This window comes from Arthrobacter sp. Marseille-P9274, from assembly GCF_946892675.1.
In the GTDB taxonomy this organism is placed as follows: domain Bacteria; phylum Actinomycetota; class Actinomycetes; order Actinomycetales; family Micrococcaceae; genus Crystallibacter.
In genome coordinates, this window is record NZ_CAMPOV010000001.1 from 2,596,225 (window position 1) to 2,613,053 (window position 16,829).

General features: G+C 69.2%; 15 protein-coding genes. 9 read left to right on the forward strand and 6 right to left on the reverse strand.

The features are described 5' to 3' along the window. Nucleotides 1-95 precede the first annotated feature (95 nt). Genes OC550_RS12010 through OC550_RS12020 form a run of 3 tightly spaced genes read left to right on the forward strand, consistent with a single transcriptional unit; the run spans nt 96 to nt 4,243 of the window. Nucleotides 96-1,460 (forward strand): SLC13 family permease, encoded by a 1,365-nt coding sequence (locus OC550_RS12010; RefSeq protein WP_262105999.1) that lies wholly within the window; start codon nt 96-98, stop codon nt 1,458-1,460. A 58-nt stretch (nt 1,461-1,518) separates the two neighbouring features. Then, the gene (locus OC550_RS12015) at nt 1,519-2,742 is read left to right on the forward strand and encodes a CaiB/BaiF CoA-transferase family protein (RefSeq protein ID WP_262106335.1); all 1,224 of its coding nucleotides are present in this window, start codon (nt 1,519-1,521) and stop codon (nt 2,740-2,742) included. A 1-nt stretch (nt 2,743) separates the two neighbouring features. Next, complete coding sequence (locus tag OC550_RS12020) at nt 2,744-4,243, forward strand: acetyl-CoA carboxylase carboxyltransferase subunit alpha/beta (protein WP_262106000.1); 1,500 nt, start codon at nt 2,744-2,746, stop codon at nt 4,241-4,243. Nucleotides 4,244-4,309: 66 nt separating this feature from the next. On the opposite strand, the gene OC550_RS12025 is transcribed toward OC550_RS12020, so the two are convergent. Both OC550_RS12025 and OC550_RS12030 read right to left on the reverse strand, forming a co-directional pair. Next, nucleotides 4,310-4,870 carry a GNAT family N-acetyltransferase gene (locus OC550_RS12025; RefSeq protein ID WP_262106001.1) on the reverse strand — a complete coding sequence of 187 codons (561 nt, stop codon included), beginning with the start codon at nt 4,868-4,870 and terminating at the stop codon, nt 4,310-4,312. 60 nt (nt 4,871-4,930) lie between these two features. Further along, nucleotides 4,931-5,311: a VOC family protein gene (locus OC550_RS12030; RefSeq protein WP_262106002.1), complete on the reverse strand. Its 381-nt coding sequence runs from the start codon at nt 5,309-5,311 to the stop codon at nt 4,931-4,933. A gap of 716 nt (nt 5,312-6,027) precedes the next feature. On the opposite strand from OC550_RS12030, the gene OC550_RS12035 reads away from it, so the two are divergent. The 4 genes from OC550_RS12035 to OC550_RS12050 all read left to right on the forward strand — a co-directional run bounded on the left by OC550_RS12035 (nt 6,028) and on the right by OC550_RS12050 (nt 10,707). After that, nucleotides 6,028-6,768 (forward strand): N-acetyltransferase, encoded by a 741-nt coding sequence (locus OC550_RS12035; RefSeq protein ID WP_262106003.1) that lies wholly within the window; start codon nt 6,028-6,030, stop codon nt 6,766-6,768. A gap of 172 nt (nt 6,769-6,940) precedes the next feature. Then, nucleotides 6,941-8,050, forward strand: coding sequence for a CapA family protein (locus OC550_RS12040; protein ID WP_262106004.1), 1,110 nt, complete (start codon nt 6,941-6,943; stop codon nt 8,048-8,050). A gap of 213 nt (nt 8,051-8,263) precedes the next feature. Beyond that, nucleotides 8,264-9,340 (forward strand): MBL fold metallo-hydrolase, encoded by a 1,077-nt coding sequence (locus tag OC550_RS12045; protein WP_262106005.1) that lies wholly within the window; start codon nt 8,264-8,266, stop codon nt 9,338-9,340. After that, on the forward strand, nt 9,337-10,707 hold the full coding sequence (locus OC550_RS12050; protein ID WP_262106006.1) for an MFS transporter: 1,371 nt from the start codon (nt 9,337-9,339) through the stop codon (nt 10,705-10,707). Before OC550_RS12045 ends, OC550_RS12050 begins: the two co-directional genes overlap by 4 nt. A 146-nt stretch (nt 10,708-10,853) precedes the next feature. Here the strand turns inward: OC550_RS12050 and OC550_RS12055 are convergent, their stop codons facing one another. Continuing rightward, nucleotides 10,854-11,783: a LysR substrate-binding domain-containing protein gene (locus OC550_RS12055; RefSeq protein ID WP_262106007.1), complete on the reverse strand. Its 930-nt coding sequence runs from the start codon at nt 11,781-11,783 to the stop codon at nt 10,854-10,856. Nucleotides 11,784-11,937: 154 nt separating this feature from the next. Here OC550_RS12055 and OC550_RS12060 point away from each other — a divergent pair, with 154 nt between their 5' ends. After that, nucleotides 11,938-13,119 carry a ParA family protein gene (locus OC550_RS12060; RefSeq protein ID WP_262106008.1) on the forward strand — a complete coding sequence of 394 codons (1,182 nt, stop codon included), beginning with the start codon at nt 11,938-11,940 and terminating at the stop codon, nt 13,117-13,119. Between the two features lie 72 nt (nt 13,120-13,191). On the opposite strand, the gene OC550_RS12065 is transcribed toward OC550_RS12060, so the two are convergent. Continuing rightward, nucleotides 13,192-14,586 (reverse strand): FAD-dependent oxidoreductase, encoded by a 1,395-nt coding sequence (locus tag OC550_RS12065; RefSeq protein ID WP_262106009.1) that lies wholly within the window; start codon nt 14,584-14,586, stop codon nt 13,192-13,194. Nucleotides 14,587-14,714: 128 nt separating this feature from the next. Here OC550_RS12065 and OC550_RS12070 point away from each other — a divergent pair, with 128 nt between their 5' ends. Beyond that, nucleotides 14,715-15,068, forward strand: a complete 354-nt coding sequence (locus OC550_RS12070; protein WP_262106010.1) for a helix-turn-helix transcriptional regulator — start codon at nt 14,715-14,717, stop codon at nt 15,066-15,068. Nucleotides 15,069-15,141: 73 nt separating this feature from the next. Here the strand turns inward: OC550_RS12070 and OC550_RS12075 are convergent, their stop codons facing one another. Together OC550_RS12075 and trxB are read right to left on the reverse strand one after the other, a co-directional pair. Then, on the reverse strand, nt 15,142-15,804 hold the full coding sequence (locus tag OC550_RS12075) for a three-helix bundle dimerization domain-containing protein (RefSeq protein ID WP_262106011.1): 663 nt from the start codon (nt 15,802-15,804) through the stop codon (nt 15,142-15,144). A gap of 25 nt (nt 15,805-15,829) precedes the next feature. Continuing rightward, complete coding sequence (gene trxB, locus OC550_RS12080; RefSeq protein WP_262106012.1) at nt 15,830-16,804, reverse strand: thioredoxin-disulfide reductase; 975 nt, start codon at nt 16,802-16,804, stop codon at nt 15,830-15,832. Nucleotides 16,805-16,829: the final 25 nt, after the last annotated feature.

Below are 16,829 nucleotides of genomic sequence, written 5' to 3' on the forward strand. Positions count from 1 at the left end.
CCCGGCGCTCTTGACAAGAACGGCGAGTCTCCTAGAGGCTAGGCCACTGAGACAGTGATTCACTTCACAACTATCCTAATCCACGGAGGAGTGCGATGTCCGCGCCAATTCTCTCCATCATCGTCCTCGCGGCGATGTTCCTGTTGGCCACGGTGCTGCCCATCAACATGGGTGCCCTGGCCTTCGTCGGGGCTTTCCTGCTGGGAGCGGTCTTCCTGGGTATGGACCCGGATGCCATCCTGGACAACTTCCCCGGCGGCCTGTTCCTGACGCTGGTCGGCGTGACCTACCTGTTCGCGATCGCGCAGAACAACGGCACCATCAACCTGCTGATCAGCAAGGCGGTCAAGCTGGTCGACAACCGTGTGGCCCTGATCCCGTGGGTCATGTTCATCATCACCGCCGCAATCACCGCCGTTGGCGCACTTGGCCCCGCCGCCGTGGCCATCATGGCACCGATCGCGCTGAGTTTCGCCGCAAAATACAAGATCAATCCGCTGATGATGGGCATGCTCGTGGTCCACGGCGCCCAGGCCGGCAGCTTCTCCCCCATCGCGGTCTACGGCGTGATCGTCAACGACCTGGTCAGCGGCGCGGGATTCCCGGGCAGCCCGATGGCCCTGTTCCTGACCAGCCTCGTCTTCAACCTTGCCATCGCCGTCGTCCTCTTCTTTGTCCTCGGCGGGCGCAAGCTGTCCTCCTCCCGGGTGGGGCAGTTCGTTGAACAGGTCGCCGAAGCCCGCATGGCGGTCAGCGTGGGTTCGCACGCCGCCGACGTGAGCTACAAGGGCTCCGGCTCCGGCACCTACGGCCCGCGCGACCCGGCCGGCGAGGGCATGCCTGCCATGAACACTCCGGCCGAGAAGTTCCCGCAGATCATGACCATCCTCGGGCTGATCGCCCTGGCCGTCGTGGCCCTGGGCTTCAAGGTCGACGTCGGTTTCGTCTCCATCACGATCGCCGTCCTCCTCGCCCTGGTCTCGCCGAAGGCGCAGAAGGGTGCGGTCAACAAGATCAGCTGGTCCACGGTGCTGCTGATCTGCGGCATGCTGACCTTCGTCGGCGTCCTGCAGGAGGCAGGCACCATCGAGTACGTGTCCGACGGCGTGGCGAACCTGGGTGCCCCGCTGCTCGCTGCCCTGCTGATCTGCTACATCGGCGCCGTGGTGTCGGCTTTCGCCTCCTCCACCGCCATCCTGGCCGCCCTCATTCCGCTGGCCATCCCGTTCCTGGATTCGGGCGCCATCAGCGCCGTCGGCGTGGTGTGCGCCCTGGCGATCGCCTCCACGATCGTCGACGTCTCGCCGTTCTCCACCAACGGCGCGCTCGTGCTGGCCAATGCACCCGAGGGCACCGACAAGGACCGGTTCTACAAGCAGATCCTGGCCTACGGCGGCGTCGTCGTGGTCGCCGGACCGCCGCTGGCGTGGGCCACGCTGGTCCTTCCCGGCCTGCTGTAGCCAGCCCGCACGCTTCCCATTCATCGAACCCGAAGGAGCCGTTTTGAGCACTGAAACGATGCCAGAGACTGAAGCCCCGGCCGTCCCGGCCGCCGCCGGACCGCTGACCGGTTACACCGTCGTCGACCTGAGCCGCGCGCTGGCCGGCCCGCACGCCGGAATGATGATGGCCGACCTCGGGGCCCGCGTGATCAAGGTCGAAAATCCGGGCCAGGGCGACGACACCCGCGGCTGGGGGCCGCCGTTCGTCGGCCCCGCGGAGGATCCGATCGCCACGTATTTCCTCTCCTGCAACCGGAACAAGGAATCCATCGCGCTGGACCTGAAGTCGGATGAGGGCAAACGGCTCCTGTCGGCACTCATCGAGCGCGCCGACGTCGTCCTGGAAAATTTCCGCCCCGGGGTGCTGGACCGGCTGGGATTCAGCACCGAGCGCATGCACGAACTGAATCCGGGACTGGTGATCCTTTCCATCACCGGCTTCGGCCATGACGGTCCGGAGTCGCAGCGCAGCGGCTACGACCAGATCCTCCAGGGCGAGGCCGGCCTGATGTCGCTGACCGGTTCGGGTCCCGACGACCCGCAGCGCGTCGGCGTCCCGATCGCCGACCTGCTGTCCGGCATGTACGGGGCGTACGGCGCCCTGGCCGCGCTGCTTGAGCGCGAGCGCACGGGACGCGGCCAGGTGGTCCGAACCTCGCTCCTGGCAGCATTGGTCGGCGTGCATGCCTTCCAGGGCACCCGGCACACCGTCGCCGGCGAGACCCCGCGGGCCCAGGGCAACCAGCACCCGTCTATCGCCCCGTACGGCCTGTTTAAGTGCGGCGACGGGCACGTCCAGATCAGCGTGGGCAGCGAGAAGCTCTGGACGGCCTTCGCGCAGGCCTTCGGGATCGACCCGACCCGCGAGGACTTCGCCACCAACGCGCGCCGCGTGGCCCACCGGTCCGCACTGATCGCAGAGGTCGAGAAGGCGTTCAGCGCCTACGGCGCCGAGGAACTGCTGGCCAAGCTCAACGAGGCAGGTGTTCCCGCCGGCAAGGTCCGCACCCTGGATGAGGTCTATGCCTGGGACCAGGTGAGGTCCCAGGGCCTGACTGTCGACGTCGAGCATCCCGTCCTCGGCAAGGTCACCTTGCCCGGGCCGCCCCTGCGGTTCTTCGCTCCCGACGCGAGCGAAACAACCAAGGCCGCGCACCAGGCGCCGCCGCTGCTGGACGCCGACGGCGAGGCCATCCGCCGCTGGGTTTCCGGGGCCGAGTCCGAGGGCGAGGCCGCCTGACATGCCCACTCTGGACAAGACCCGCCGCCTGGACGCACTGGAACTCATCGGCGCCGTCCTCGATGCGGACTCGTTCCGCTCATGGGACGTCCCCGCCGCCGCGCGGGAGGTGGATGCCGGCTACCTCGACGATCTGGCCAAGGCCCGCGCCAGGTCCGGCACCGACGAGTCCGTCATCACGGGCGAAGGGCTGATCCGCGGCCGCCGCGTCGCCGTCATTGCGTCGGAGTTCAATTTCCTCGCGGGCTCGATCGGCCAGGACGCGGCCGAACGCATCACCGCCGCCGTCGAGCGGGCAACCGCGCAGGCCCTGCCCCTGCTGGCCGGGCCTGCCTCCGGCGGGACGCGCATGCAGGAAGGCACCCCGGCGTTCCTGGCGATGGTCAAGATCACCGCCGCCGTGCGCAGGCACCGCCAGGCCGGGCTGCCTTACCTTGTCTACCTGCGCCACCCGACTACCGGCGGCGTGATGGCATCGTGGGGCTCGCTGGGACATATGAGCGTCGCCGAACCGGGCGCGCTGCTCGGATTCCTCGGCCCGCGCGTCTACTCGGCCCTGCACGGAGAGCCCTTCCCGCCGGGCGTCCAGGTCGCCGAGAACCTCTTCGACAAGGGACTGGTCGACGCGGTGGTACCGCCCGAGGAGCTGGCGGGCATCCTCGACCGGGCGTTGCGCATCCTGATGCCGGAGCAGGCCGAAGCCGTCCCGGCCCCCGCCACGGTCGACGTCGAGCCCTCGCCCGTGGATGCCTGGACCTCCATTCAACTCTCCCGCAATCCCCGCCGGCCGGACCTGCGCTGGCTGCTCGCGGCGGGAGCCGACGACGCGTTGCCGCTGAACGGCACCGGCCAGGGCGAAAACGACCCCGGCCTGCTGCTGGCGCTGGCGCGGTTCGGCAGCCAGTCCTGCGTGGTCCTCGGACACGACCGGCCGCGGCATGCCGGCGGACCCGCCATGGGCCCCGGTTCGCTGCGTGAAGCCAGGCGGGGAATGCGGCTGGCCGAGGAACTCAAGCTGCCCCTCCTGACGGTCATCGACACCCCGGGTGCCGACCTGTCGAAGGAAGCCGAGGAGGGCGGGCTGGCCAGCGAGATCGCCCGCTCGCTGTTCGACCTGATCGCGCTCGAGTCCCCCAGCGTCTCGGTGCTGCTGGGCCAGGGCGGCGGCGGCGGGGCCTTGGCCCTCCTCCCGGCGGACCGGACCATCGCGGCGCAGCATGCCTGGCTTTCCCCGCTGCCACCCGAAGGGGCGAGCGCCATCCTGCACCGCAGCACGGAGTTCGCGCCCTCAATCGCCGCGGCCCAGGAGGTCAACGTCGCCGGCCTGCGGCGGGTCGGCCTGGTGGACCATATCGTGGACGAGCACCCGGACGACAAGCCCCGGGATTTCTGCCGCCGGATGGCCACCGCCATCGAGTACGAGTTGTCCCGCACGGCGGCTGCTCCCACGGACGAGCGGCTCCAGCGCCGGTGGGAGAAGTTCCGCTACCTCGGCGGCTGAACCCCGGTCCGTCCTCCGGCCGCGCCGCGGTCCGAGGACGGACCCGCCGCGCGCCCGGGGCCCGTCTCAACCCGTCGGACGCACGGCGGCGAAAAGCAGCACGTCTTTGCGCTCGCCGCCGATCTCCTGGTGGCTGCGGAGCAAGCCCTCGCGCTCGTAGCCGGCAGCAAGGGCGGTGCGGATGGAGGCCTCGTTCCACGGCTCGATGTACAGCTCGACGCGGTAGAGGACGGGCAGCGTCCAGGCGAACCTGGTCAGTGCGGTCAGGGCCGCGGCGGCCACGCCCTGGCCGCGGGCCGACGGCGCCACGATATACCCGGCCTTCGCCCGGCCCGTATCAACCGCCTTCAGCCACAGCCCGATCTGGCCGAGCGCCTGGTCGGAGGCAGCGTCGGCGATGGCGAACGAATAGCCCATCCCCTGCGTGAAGCGGCCGTTCTGGCGCAGGATCCACTCCGTGCCCTCTTCCTCCGAGGCATCCGCAGGGACCGTGCTGATCAAGGGAACGTACGGGTCGCGCGACAGCTCGGTCACCACGGCGGAGTCCGCTTCCCGGAACGGACGCAGCACCACCGAACCGTGCGATGGCGGGGTCCGGGGCCATTCCAGCGGCAACTGCACGTCCATGGCAGCGATTCTGCCACGGCCCCGGGCCGGGCGACGGAATCCGACGACTTCGGCGCCGCCCTATTTCTTGTTCTCCCAGAGGCCCATCACGTTGCCCTCTGTGTCGCGGAAGTAGGCTGCGAAACCCATGTCCATCACGGCCTGCTTGGCGAGCACGGTGGAGCCGCCCAGGCTGCCGATCTTCTCCAGCGTGGCGTCGATGTCGTCCACCTCGACCGTGATGACGGGCGTGGCCAGGTCCCCCTCGCGGGCGAACATGCCGCCGTTGATGGAGCCCGCTTCGGCCGGCATACCCTGGTCATTGACCGGCGAAGTCATGACCATGTGGTAGTTGATGTCCGGTACCTCGCTGATGTTCCAGTCGAACGCCGACTGGTAAAAGTCCCGCGCCCGGTTCTGGTCATCGGCGGGAATCTCAAAGTGCACTACTCGTCCGGCCATTGTGCTCACCTGCTCCATCGAAGGCCGGCGCGGGCGGTCCGCGCCGCAGGTCCAAGTGTAGGGCCCGGCGCCCCTGACCGCGCGGGAAATTCATGGAAATATCAAGGCATGATGGCGCTTCCCTGGGACGCCGCGCTCCGCCGCCGAATGGCAGGACTGGCTGGCGCGGGGGCACGACTTCGGCGTGCTCCGGGTCGACGGGTCCGACGGCGGGTATCCGGTGGCGGTGCCCCGCGCTTTTTCTTCGGGTCGTCGGGGCGGCCGGTGAGGGGCCGGATGCGGCGGATTGCTCCTCGGCCGCCGACGCGACTCCTGCGGGCTCGACGCGGGAACAATGATCCGCGTCACTGTTGGTTCTGCCGCCATGATGAACGGCAGGTAAACAGCTGCGAGTCGCGCCTGCTCAAAGCTTGGTGAAACAATACGCTTCCCCGAGTACTCGCCCGGGTTCCGCTCAGGCTGGTCCCCTACACTGGGCTGACAAGTATGACTCGTCAACCACCGAAAGGCGGCAGAATCTGACACAGCTAGACTCTGATCCCCTTTCCGCGGGCGCCTCCTGCATCTCCCCCTTGGAAGGCCCGCGCGCCTCCGTAGAAGCATGCCCGCCTGCCGACCCCGAAGGACCCTTGCTCCCCTCCGCCGAAGATCCAGCTCGTTCCGGTAATCCCGGGACCGTCACGATCCGTCCGGCCACGCCGGCGGATCTGGCAGTCATGGCCGCCTGGCAGTGCCGCTACGTTCCCGACGGCCTCTTCCCGCAGATGGGCGAGAGGTTCGTGCGGCGCTGGCACGGCAGTTTCCTGGACAGCCCCTACGGCGTCGCGCTCGTGGCCGAACGCCACGGAGCGGCCGGCACAACCGACACCGCTGCCAACGTGTCCGCTGGCAAGGGGTCCGCGACCAACGGGACCACAGCCGACGGCGCTGCTGCCCGTCGCGATGCTGCCGAGCCGATCGGCTTCCTGGTCGGCTCCACGGACCAGGTCCGCCACGTGGAGGAAGTGGTACGCAGCCACCGCACCAGGCTGGCCTCCGCCGGACTGGTCGCCCTGGCGGCACGTCCTCGCCTGGCCGCGCACTTCATCCGCACCCGCGCCCGCGCCTACCTGAACCGGATCCTCGGCAACGCCAGCGCAGGCGGGCCGCAGCCTGCGGATTCCACTGATTCCGGAGCGTCTGCGGCGGAAACAATAACGACGGCGTCCGACCAGGTCGCGGTCATTACCGCGGTGGCCGTGGACACCGCCGCCCGCGGTTCCGGGGCCGGGCAGCTGCTGGTGGAGAGGTTCCTCGAGGAAGCCCGGGCCGCCGGCGCCCCGCGGGCGGAGCTGGTCGCGATGCTCAGCGAGAGCAGCGCCGCCCCGTTCTATGACCGCCTGGGGTGGATCCCCGTGGGCGAGCATTCCTCGCGGGACGGCAGCCTCGCCCGGACCTACCGCTACGACCTCTCCTAGCCGGGCCCGCAAGCCGCCCCGTCCCACGCAAACCGCCGCCAGCCCGCTACCAGCAATGTGGCGCCCGCTGAACGGCGGCTCGTCCGCGGGCGCGGCATGAAGATGCCAGTCCTGCGACACCCGGGCTAGAGTTGGTTCCAGGCAGGCAAGCAGCTCCGAGGCCGGTGGCACCGTGGATTCCGACTCGATCTCGATCTTCCTCGCCGGCGACGTGATGACGGGCCGAGGCATCGACCAGTTGCTGCCCACCCCGAATCCGCCGGAACTCCGGGAATCCTTCATCCATGACGCCCGGGACTACATCGCCCTGGCCGAAGCGGCCAACGGCCCGATCCCCCACCCGGTCGCGCCCGAGTGGCCGTGGGGCGAGGCACTGGCGCTCCTCGACGAGGCCGCCCCGGACCTGCGGATCATCAACCTTGAAACCAGCGTGACCACCAGCGGCCGCTTCGCTCCGGGCAAGGGCATCCATTACCGCATGCATCCCGGCAACATCGGTTGCCTCACCGCCGCAGGGATCGACGCCTGCGTCCTGGCCAACAACCACGTGCTGGACTTCGGCGTGCGCGGCCTCGAGGAGACGCTGGACGTCCTGCGGGCCGCTGGCCTGCGGACCTCCGGCGCCGGCCGGAGCGCCGCCGACGCGTGGGCACCGGCCGAGCTCGGCACGCCCGGCGGCCGGGTCCTGCTCTTCTCCGCCGCGCATTCCTCCAGCGGCGCCACCCGCGGCAACAGCGCCCAGGGGGAACGGCCGGGCCTGGCCTTCCTGCCCGGCCTCTCCGACGCCGCGGCGGATTCGCTGCTGGAGCGGATCCATGCCGCGCGCCGGGCCGACGACGTCGTTATCGTGTCGCTTCATTGGGGCTCGAACTGGGGCTACGGCATCCCGCCCGAGCAGACCCGCTTCGCGCACCGCCTCATCGACGGCGGGGCCGACATCATCCACGGCCACTCCTCGCACCACCCCCGCCCGCTGGAGATCTACCGCGGCCGGCCGGTGCTGTACGGCTGCGGCGACCTCATCAACGATTACGAGGGCATCCGCGGCTACGAGGAGTTCCGCGACGACCTGCGCCTGCTGGTCTTGGTGACGCTCGACGCAAGCTCGCACGAGCTCCGCGGGCTGCGGCTGGTCCCCGTACGCGCGCTGCGGCTGCGCTTGGAACGCGCTGGCCGGGAGGAAGCGGAGTGGCTGCGGCGCACCCTCGCACACGCCTGCCGCCCCTTCCGCACACAGGTGGAGGACGACAGCGGGGGCGGTTTCCGCTGCCGGGTGCCCTGAGCGGGGGTGGAGCGGGTGCCGGCGCCAGCGCGTGCCGGCGGCGGGCCGGCCGTGCTCCGTCGGGCGCCAGATGGCCGGTAAGCCTCATTCATAAGTAAAACCGGTGAACTTGGGCAGTTATTACAGTTTTACATGGGTGGGTGTGACTCGGATCATGGAATACAGAACAGCCGGCCGAAGCCGGCAAAGCTCATCCTAAGGACTTCCCATTCCATGAAGACTTCCCTGAATCCGCATGTGGTCACGCTCGGCACCGCCGGCGGGCCGCGCTGGTGGACCGGCGAGAGTGCCGGCCGTCGGACCGGCATCGCCACCGCCGTCGTCGTGGGCGATGCCGTGTACCTGGTGGACGCGGGCAGCGGCGTCGGCCGCCAGCTGATGAAGGCCGACCTGCCGATCTCCTCGCTCCGCGGCATCTTCCTCACCCACCTGCACTCGGACCATACGATCGATCTGGCGAGCCTGGCCATCTTCGGCATGTTCACGCTCAAGCAGGAGCAGCACACCATCCGGATCATCGGCCCCGGCAACCGCGGCAAACTACCGCCGGCCTCGCCGCGCGCCGCGACGCCGCCGTCGCCGGTGTTCCCGGACCTGCCCACCCCCGGCACCCGCGAGATGTTCCACCACCTGATGCAGGCCTACGGCACGGACCTCAACGACAGGGTCATCGACGCGCTGCGGCCCTCGCCGCTGGACTACTTCGCCGCGGAGGACATCGCCATCCCGGCATCCTCGGGCTACCACCCCAACGGCAACCCCTCCCCGGCCGGGATGGAGCCGTTCGAGATCTACCGGGACGAGCTGGTCACGGTCACCGCCACGCTGGTGGAGCACCCGCCGATCGCCCCGGCGTTCGCCTTCCGTTTCGACACGTCCGAGGGCTCGGTCACCATCTCCGGCGACACCGCGCCGTGCGAGAACCTGGTCCGGCTCGCCCGCGGCACCGACCTGCTGCTGCACGAGGCCATCGACTTTGAGTGGGTAGAGCGCGCCTACGGCAGCATCGACACCGACGAGGCCCGCGCCTCCATCGACCACCACCGCCGGTCGCATACCTCTCCCCAGGACGCGATCCGCATCGCCCAACGCGCCGGCGCCGCCAGTCTGGCACTGCACCATCTGGTGCCGGGCACGACGCCGGACGCGGTGTGGCGAGCCCACGGCTCCTCGTTCGAGGGCGGCTTCCACATCCCCGACGACCTCGACATCATCCCGTTCTCTTCCCGACATTCCGGGGCCGGCTTGACGGCCCCGTCAGACAACCACGAAATGGCGGTTGCACGATGAGCACACGCACGACGGCGAAGTCGGCTTCGCTACCCCAGCCTCCTGCCGAGGGCCAGGGCGCACCGCTGAAGATTCCCAGCCTCAACACCCCGCAGATGCGGCGCATCCTGGCCTCCAGCTTCATGGGCAGCGCGATCGAGTTCTACGACTTCATCCTGTACGCGACGGCGGCCTCGCTGGTGTTCAACAAGGTGTTCTTCGTGAACATGGACCCGGCCGTGGGGATCTTCGCGTCCTTCGCCACTCTCGCCGTCGGGTACATCGCGCGGCCGCTGGGCGGCATTGTGTTCGGCCACTTCGGCGACCGGCTCGGCCGCAAGGGCGTGCTGATCACGTCGATGCTGCTCATGGGCGTGGCCACCACGCTGATCGGCCTGCTGCCCACCACAGCGCAGATCGGCATGCTCGCCCCGCTGGCACTGATCACCCTGCGCATCATCCAGGGCCTGGCGGTCGGCGGCGAGTGGGGCGGCGCCATGCTAATGGCGCTTGAGCACGCGCCGAAGGAACGCCGCGGCTTCGCCGCCAGCTTCGCCAATATGGGCGGCCCCGCCGGCGCCGTCATGGCGACGCTCGCCGTTTCGGCCGTCTCAACCCTGCCGGACGAAGCCTTCCTCAGCTGGGGCTGGCGCATACCGTTCCTGCTGAGCGTAGTGCTGGTGGGCATCGGCCTCGTCATCCGGCTCAAGGTTGCCGAGTCCCCGCTCTTCCTCGCGCTCGAGCACAAGGCCGAGGAGCGGAAAATCCCGATCCTCGAGGTGCTGACCAAGTACCCGAAGAACGTCATCATGGGCACCCTCGTGGGCATGAGCTCCTACACCGTGCAGGGCCTGATGACCGTCTGGGCCATCTCCTACGTGGTGGACGAAGTCGGCCTGGACCGCACCGGAGTCCTCAACATCAAGGCGATCGGCGCCGCACTGACGGTGGTCGCCATCTGGTTCGCCGCCCGCTACTCGGATCGGATCGGCCGCCGCCCGGTCATGCTGATCGGTATCCTGGCCGGCGCCGTCCTGGCCTTTCCGATCATGTGGATGCTCGAACTCGGCGCCCTGTGGCTGTTCGCCATCGGACTGTTCCTGGCCAATGGCGTTATCCAGGGCACCATCTTCGGCCCCTTCGGCGCCTTCACGGCCGAGCTCTTCCCCACCCGGGTGCGCTACACCGGCGCCTCGCTGGTCTACCAGCTCTCCTCGACCTTGGGCGCAGGCTTCACCCCGATGATCGCCAGCGGCCTGGTCCTCGCTGCCGGCGGGGAACTCTGGATGGTCGCCGCGGCCTGGGCGGGCGCATTCGTGCTCGCCGCGGTCTGCCTGCTTGGCGTCAAGGAAGGCCGGGACCAGGACCTGACCGCCGAGAAGATGTAGCCGGTCGTGCGGTGCCGCCGGGGAGGATGCAGCACTGTCCTCCCTGGCGGCCCCGTACCGGCGCCCCTCCCCGCGAAGGCGGCCGCTGCCAGGCGCAGCGGCCGCCTTCGCGTGCCACCTTCGGCGCGTCGACCGGGGAAGGCACGCTACGCCGTCGTCCGCGTTGCGGGCCCGCCCGCCGCGCCGCCGGCCTCCGCGCAGAAGTCGAGGAACGCCCGCAGGCGCAGGCTCGGGCGTGCCGTGGACGAGTAGGCCACGCAGACGTCGCTGTGGCCGACCGGCCCGTCTATCTCCACCGTGGCCAGGGGCAAGCCGTCGTAGCTCGTGTTGACCGGCGGGCGCTGGACCAGCACGGTGTAGCCGAGACCCCGCGCAACCATCCCGCGGACGGCTTCGAAACTGGAGGAGCGCCAAGCGATCTTGGGGTCCAGGCCCGACAGCCGGAGGTTGACCAGCTGGTTGTCGCGGACCGTCGGGATGTCCAGCGAGACGAAGTCTTCCTCAGCGAGTTCGGCCAGCCGCAGGCTCTTGCGCCCGGCCAGCGGATGGTCCGCAGCAAGCAGCACGTAGGGCCTTCCTTCCTTGACCGTCCGGGCCTCCACGCCGGGCAGCAGATGGCGGGTGTGGGTCAGCACCGCGTCCAGGTAGCCGTCCAGCATCTTCTGCTGCAGCTCCCGTCCTTCGCCCTCCTCCAGGCTGACCTCGAGCCGGCGGTTGGGCTTGATGAACTTCTCGCTGATCACCGGGACCCAGAACGCCGCCAGCGTGGTGTAGCAGCCGATGGCCAGCGGACCCACCAGCCCCTGCTGCCGCTCCACGATGGTGTCCTGGACATCATCCGCATGGCGCACCAGCGAGCGGGCGTCCCGCAGGAACTGCTGTCCGACGCCGGTCAGCGAAATGCCGCGGGAACGCTGGCGGACCACCAGCTGCGAGCCGACGGACCGCTCCAGATCGGTTAGCGCCTGCGACATCGCCGCCTGCGAGATGTGGCTGGCGGCGGCCGCCGCCGAGATGGATCCATGGTCTGCGACGGCCACGAAGTACTGCAGCTGCTTCAGCGTGAAATTGACCACCGGCCCAGCCTACGCGGCACGCTCCCGGCCCGCGGCACGACTGTCAAGGGCCCGCCATTAGCGGCGGCGCGGCGGGAGGCGTATTTGTTGTTCCGGCGGGCCCGCGGGGATGATAAACAATGAACCCTTTCACCTTCGGAGGTTGGCAGCGACTATGACGAAGCACGTTCCCGAGTCCCCGACGGCTGAAGCCGTGGAGCAGCCAGCCAGCCGGCGCGCGCTGCGGCAGTCCCAGTCCGGCAACCCGCCCGCGCAGCCGGTCCAGCCGCCGCGGCCGATCTCGGCGCCCGTCCTTGCCCCGGTTTCCAAGACGCCGGCGGAGCGGTCCGAGGAAACCGGGCAGGACCGGGCGGCGGAGATCCCGTCCGCCCCTCCGGCCCGCCGCCGCGACCTGCGCGAGACGTCGTTCCTGGTGACCGGCTCCACGCAGGAGCCTGCGACGAAGGGCTGGCGCGGGGTGCTCTCGCGGATGGGCCTGCGGATCGAGCCGTCCCGGGAGGAGCTGGCCGAGCGCGAGGATGTGCGCATGGTCAGCCAGCACTGGCCCGGGCCGAGGACGGTCGCCGTCGTCAACCGCAAGGGCGGGGCGAACAAAACCCCCACCGTCGTGATGCTGAGCGCGATCCTGGCCCGCTACGGCGGCGGTCCCGTGCTGGCCTGGGACAACAACGAGTCGCAGGGCACGCTGGGCTGGCGCACCGAACAGGGGCCGCACAATTCCAGTGTGCTGGACCTGGTGGATTCGTCCATCAAGCTCCTCTCCCCCGAGTCGAACACCGCGGACCTGGCGCACTACGTGCACCATCAGGCAGCCGACAAGTTCGATGTGCTGCGCTCGGACGAGGACGATGAGGGCGACCACGAGGTCACGGCGGAAGAAGTCGACATCGCGCACCGGGTGGCCAGCAAGTACTACCGGCTGATCGTGATGGACTCCGGCAACACCTCGCGCTCGGCCAACTGGCGGCGGATGATCGACCACAGCAACCAGCTGGTGGTGCCGGTGACGGCCATGGAGGACCGTGCCGAGGCGGCGCGGCTGACCCTGCAGACGCTCGAGTCGCGCGGCGAGCACGAAGCGAAGCTCGCGCGCAACGCCGTCGTTGTGGTCTCCGAGTCCACGGACGCCGGCCGCGGCATGACCGGAGAGGCACGCAAGCGCGCCAAGATCGAGGCGGAACGGATCGAGGAGGGCTTCCGCCCGTTTGTCCGCGAAGTGGTGCGGATTCCCTACGATCCGGCGCTGGTCAACGGGCCCATCCGGTACGCCATGCTGCAGCCGGCCACGCAGCGCGCCTGGCTGCGCGCGGCGGCCGCGGTGGCGAAGGGGTTCTAGGCGGCGGTTGCGCGGAACGCCAACGACGTCGGTGCTCCCGCCAAGTGCCCGGGTTCCGGTCCCCCGCTGGATCTAGTGGTCCGGATCGGCGGAGCGGCCGTGCGCGGTGCCGGTGGCGAAGCCGAGCGTGACCGCTTGGGGTCCAGGCGGGCAGCATGCCGCTTCCTGTTCGGCGGCGGTAGCTGGAGTGGTGTCGCAGCTGCCGCCGAAGTCCGACGAGCAGACGCCTGTTTCGGGCAGGGCCAGCTGGACCCGGTCGGCGGAGTCGTGGTCGCCGGCGATGGCCGCGGCGATGGATCGCACCTGCTCGTATCCGGTGGCCAGCAGGAAGGTCGGCGCCCGGCCGTAGGACTTCATCCCGGCGATGTAGAAATCCTTGTCAGGGTGGGCGAGCAGTTTGGCCCCGTGCGGCGGGACGGTGCCGCAGCTGTGGAATTCCGGGTCGATCAGCGGCCCCAACGCGCGGGGCGCTTCGACGCCCGGATCCAGTTCCAGCCGGATTTCGCGCAGGGGGTCCAGGTCGGGGCGGAACCCGGTGGCCGGGATGAGCAGGTCCACGTTCAGTTCGGCATCCCCTTCGGGGGTCGAGCCGTGCACCAGCAGGTTGTCGCCGGTTTTGAAGCCGGTGATGGTGAAGGACGTGTGCAGGTCGACAATGCCGTCCTCGACCAGCCGGCGCAGCCGGGTGCCGAGCTGTCCGCGGGCGGGTAGGCCGTCCAGGTCTCCCCCGCCGTAGAGCCGGGTGACCGACGCTCCGCGGACGGCCCAGCTGATCCGGGTGCCGGGTTCGTTCTTGGCCAGTTGGCCCAACGCGAGCAGGGTGTTGGCGGCGGAGTGGCCGGCTCCGACGACAAGCACGTGCCGTCCGGCGAAGCGGGCGCGGTCGGCGCCGGTGACGTCGGGCAGGGGTGCGGTGATCAACCTGCGGGCGCGGGCGTCCACCTCGCCCGGCGCGGGCAGCCCGGCCTGTCCCAGCGGATTAGGCTGCTCCCATGTGCCGGAGGCATCGATGACGGCGCGCACACTGTGGTCGATCAGGGTTCCGTCCGCGGCTTCGACCCGGACCAGGAAGGGGCGCTCCTCGCGGCCCGTGGAGTGGGTCTTGTCCATGCCGACCCTGCTAACGGCGACCACGCGGGATGAGGTATGTAGAGCGGCGGCAACCTGCGGGAGCGCGGCCAGGGGTGCCACGTAGCGCTCCATCAGGTCCGACCCGTAGGGCAGCGAGGTCAGCCGGGGCTCCTCCCAGCCGCTCGCTTCCAGCAGGCGGCGGGACGCGGCGTCAATGTTGAATCGCCAGGGCGAGAACAGGCGGATGTGTCCCCACGCACTGATCGCGGCGCCTGCCGCGGGGCCCGCCTCGAAGATCAGCGGAACGAGTCCGCGTTCAAGCAGGTGCGCGGCCGCCGCCAGGCCGACGGGACCGGCGCCGATCACGGCTACCGGCAGGCTGTTGTCCTCGGGCATGGGGCCTCCTTCACGATTGATCCGTCAAAGGGATCACTCAGACCAGGTATCCATCGAAGAGTATCGATGTCTTGCTTGAGTATGGTCGCACATATCGACGCATGTCAATGTGTGGGCATAATGGGAGCATGAACACCGCGCAATCGCTCCCGGTCCGCGTCCTCGACGCCTGCTCCTGCGGGCCGCTGACCGGGGAGGTTATGGGGGCCGAGGATGCACGGAAGTTCGCGCAACTGCTCAAGGCGCTGGCGGACCCGGCCCGGCTGCGGCTGATCTCCCTAATCGCCGCGCAGCCGGGTAACGAAGCGTGCGCGTGCGACCTGACCGAGCCCGTCGGGCTAGGCCAGCCGACAGTCTCCCACCACCTGAAGATCCTGGTCGAGGCCGGCATCCTGCACCGTGAGAAGCGCGGCGTCTGGGCCTACTACTCCATCATTCCCGGCGCCCTGGAACGGGCCGCCTCTGTCATCGCACCGCGGTAAGCCTTGCACGACGGCACTCGGATCCTCCTGTGTGGCGGGCCGCTCCCGGCGGTTCCCTACGCGGCCGGGCGGGTCAGCGGTCGAGGATGTCGTTGAGCAGGCCCCGGATGCGCGTGTCGAGGTCGTCGCGGATGGCTCGGGCCTGTTCGACGGTTTTGCCGGCGGGGTCTTCGAGGTGCCAGTCCAGATAGCGCTTCCCGGCGTAGACGGGGCAGGAGTCCCCGCAGCCCATGGTGACGACAACGTCCGCGGCGCGCACCACGTCATCGGTCAAGGGCTTGGGGAATTCCTCCTCCAGACCCAGCCCGATCTCCTGCATTGCGGCGACGGCCGATGGCTCCAGGTGCTCAATAGGCATCGATCCGGCGGAACGCACGTGTATCCGGCCCTGGGCATGATGGGCCAGCAGTGCCGCTGCCATTTGGGAGCGTCCGGCGTTATGGACGCAGACGAACAGCACTTCGGGAACGTCTTTGGCCGCGAGCCCCTTGGACTGAGCCAGGGCAGTGAGCCGGTCCTTCGCGAAGCGGGACGTGATGGCCGGCAGGTGGGCCCTGATCTTCGCGCTGCGGGCCAGGCCCGTATAGGACTCGAAGACGTAGCGTTCGACGGTTTCCGGGGTGAAGACGCCCTGGAATCTGGTGGCTAGTTCCTCGCTGATCCGGTGCAAGACGTTCTGGTGCAAGACGTTATCGTCCTGCACCAGGCCCGGCAGGGGGCTGGTGGGCTCGACCATGGTGTTCCTCCTTAGCAGCACCTCTTCAGGCGTGGGTGGGTTCAGCGACGGCTGCCGCGGCGAGGCTGTCGGCGTCCTCGAGGGCGGCTAGATAGCGTTCGGCATCCAAGGCCGCTGCGCAGCCGGTGCCCGCGGCGGTGATGGCCTGGCGGTAGCGGTGGTCCACGGCGTCGCCGCAGGCGAAGACGCCGTCGAGATTGGTGCAGGTGGTCGGGGAGTCAACCTTGATGTAGCCCTCGTCGTCGAGCTCGACCTGGCCCTTGACCAGGTCGGTGCGCGGCAGGTGGCCGATGGCCACGAAGATGCCGGAGGCGGGCAGTTCGCGGGTGGCGCCGGTGACGGTGTCGCTGAGGGTGACGCCAGTGACCTTGGCATCGCCGTGGATGGCGGTGACTGTGCTGTTGTAGGCGAAGCGGATCTTCTCGTTGTCGCGGGCCCGCTGCGCCATGATCTTTGAGGCGCGCAGGGCGTCGCGGCGGACCACGACCGTGACGGTCTTGCCGAAGCGGGTCAGGAACAGCGCTTCTTCCATGGCGGAGTCCCCGCCGCCGACCACGATGATGTCCTGGTCCCGGAAGAAGAACCCGTCGCAGGTCGCGCACCAGGAGACGCCGTGGCCCGAGAGCATCTTCTCCTCCGGCAGGCCGAGCTCCTTGTAGGCGGAGCCGGTGGAGAGGATGACGGCCGGCGCCTCGTAGGTCTTGCCGGAACCGGTGGTGACGCGCTTGAGATGTCCGGTGAGCTCGACCTCGGTGGCGTCCTCGTATTCGATGACGGCACCGAACTTTTCGGCCTGCTTCTGCAGGCTTTCCATCAGCTCGGGGCCCTGAATGCCTTCGGGGAAGCCGGGGAAATTCTCGACTTCGGTGGTGTTCATCAGGGCACCGCCGGCGGTGACGGAACCGGCCAGGACGAGGGGTTTCAGGCCCGCGCGGGCGGCGTAGATGGCGGCAGTGTAACCGGAGGGGCCGGACCCGACGATGATGAGCTGTTCAGACATGGGAAATTCTTTCGGGAGGTAGCGG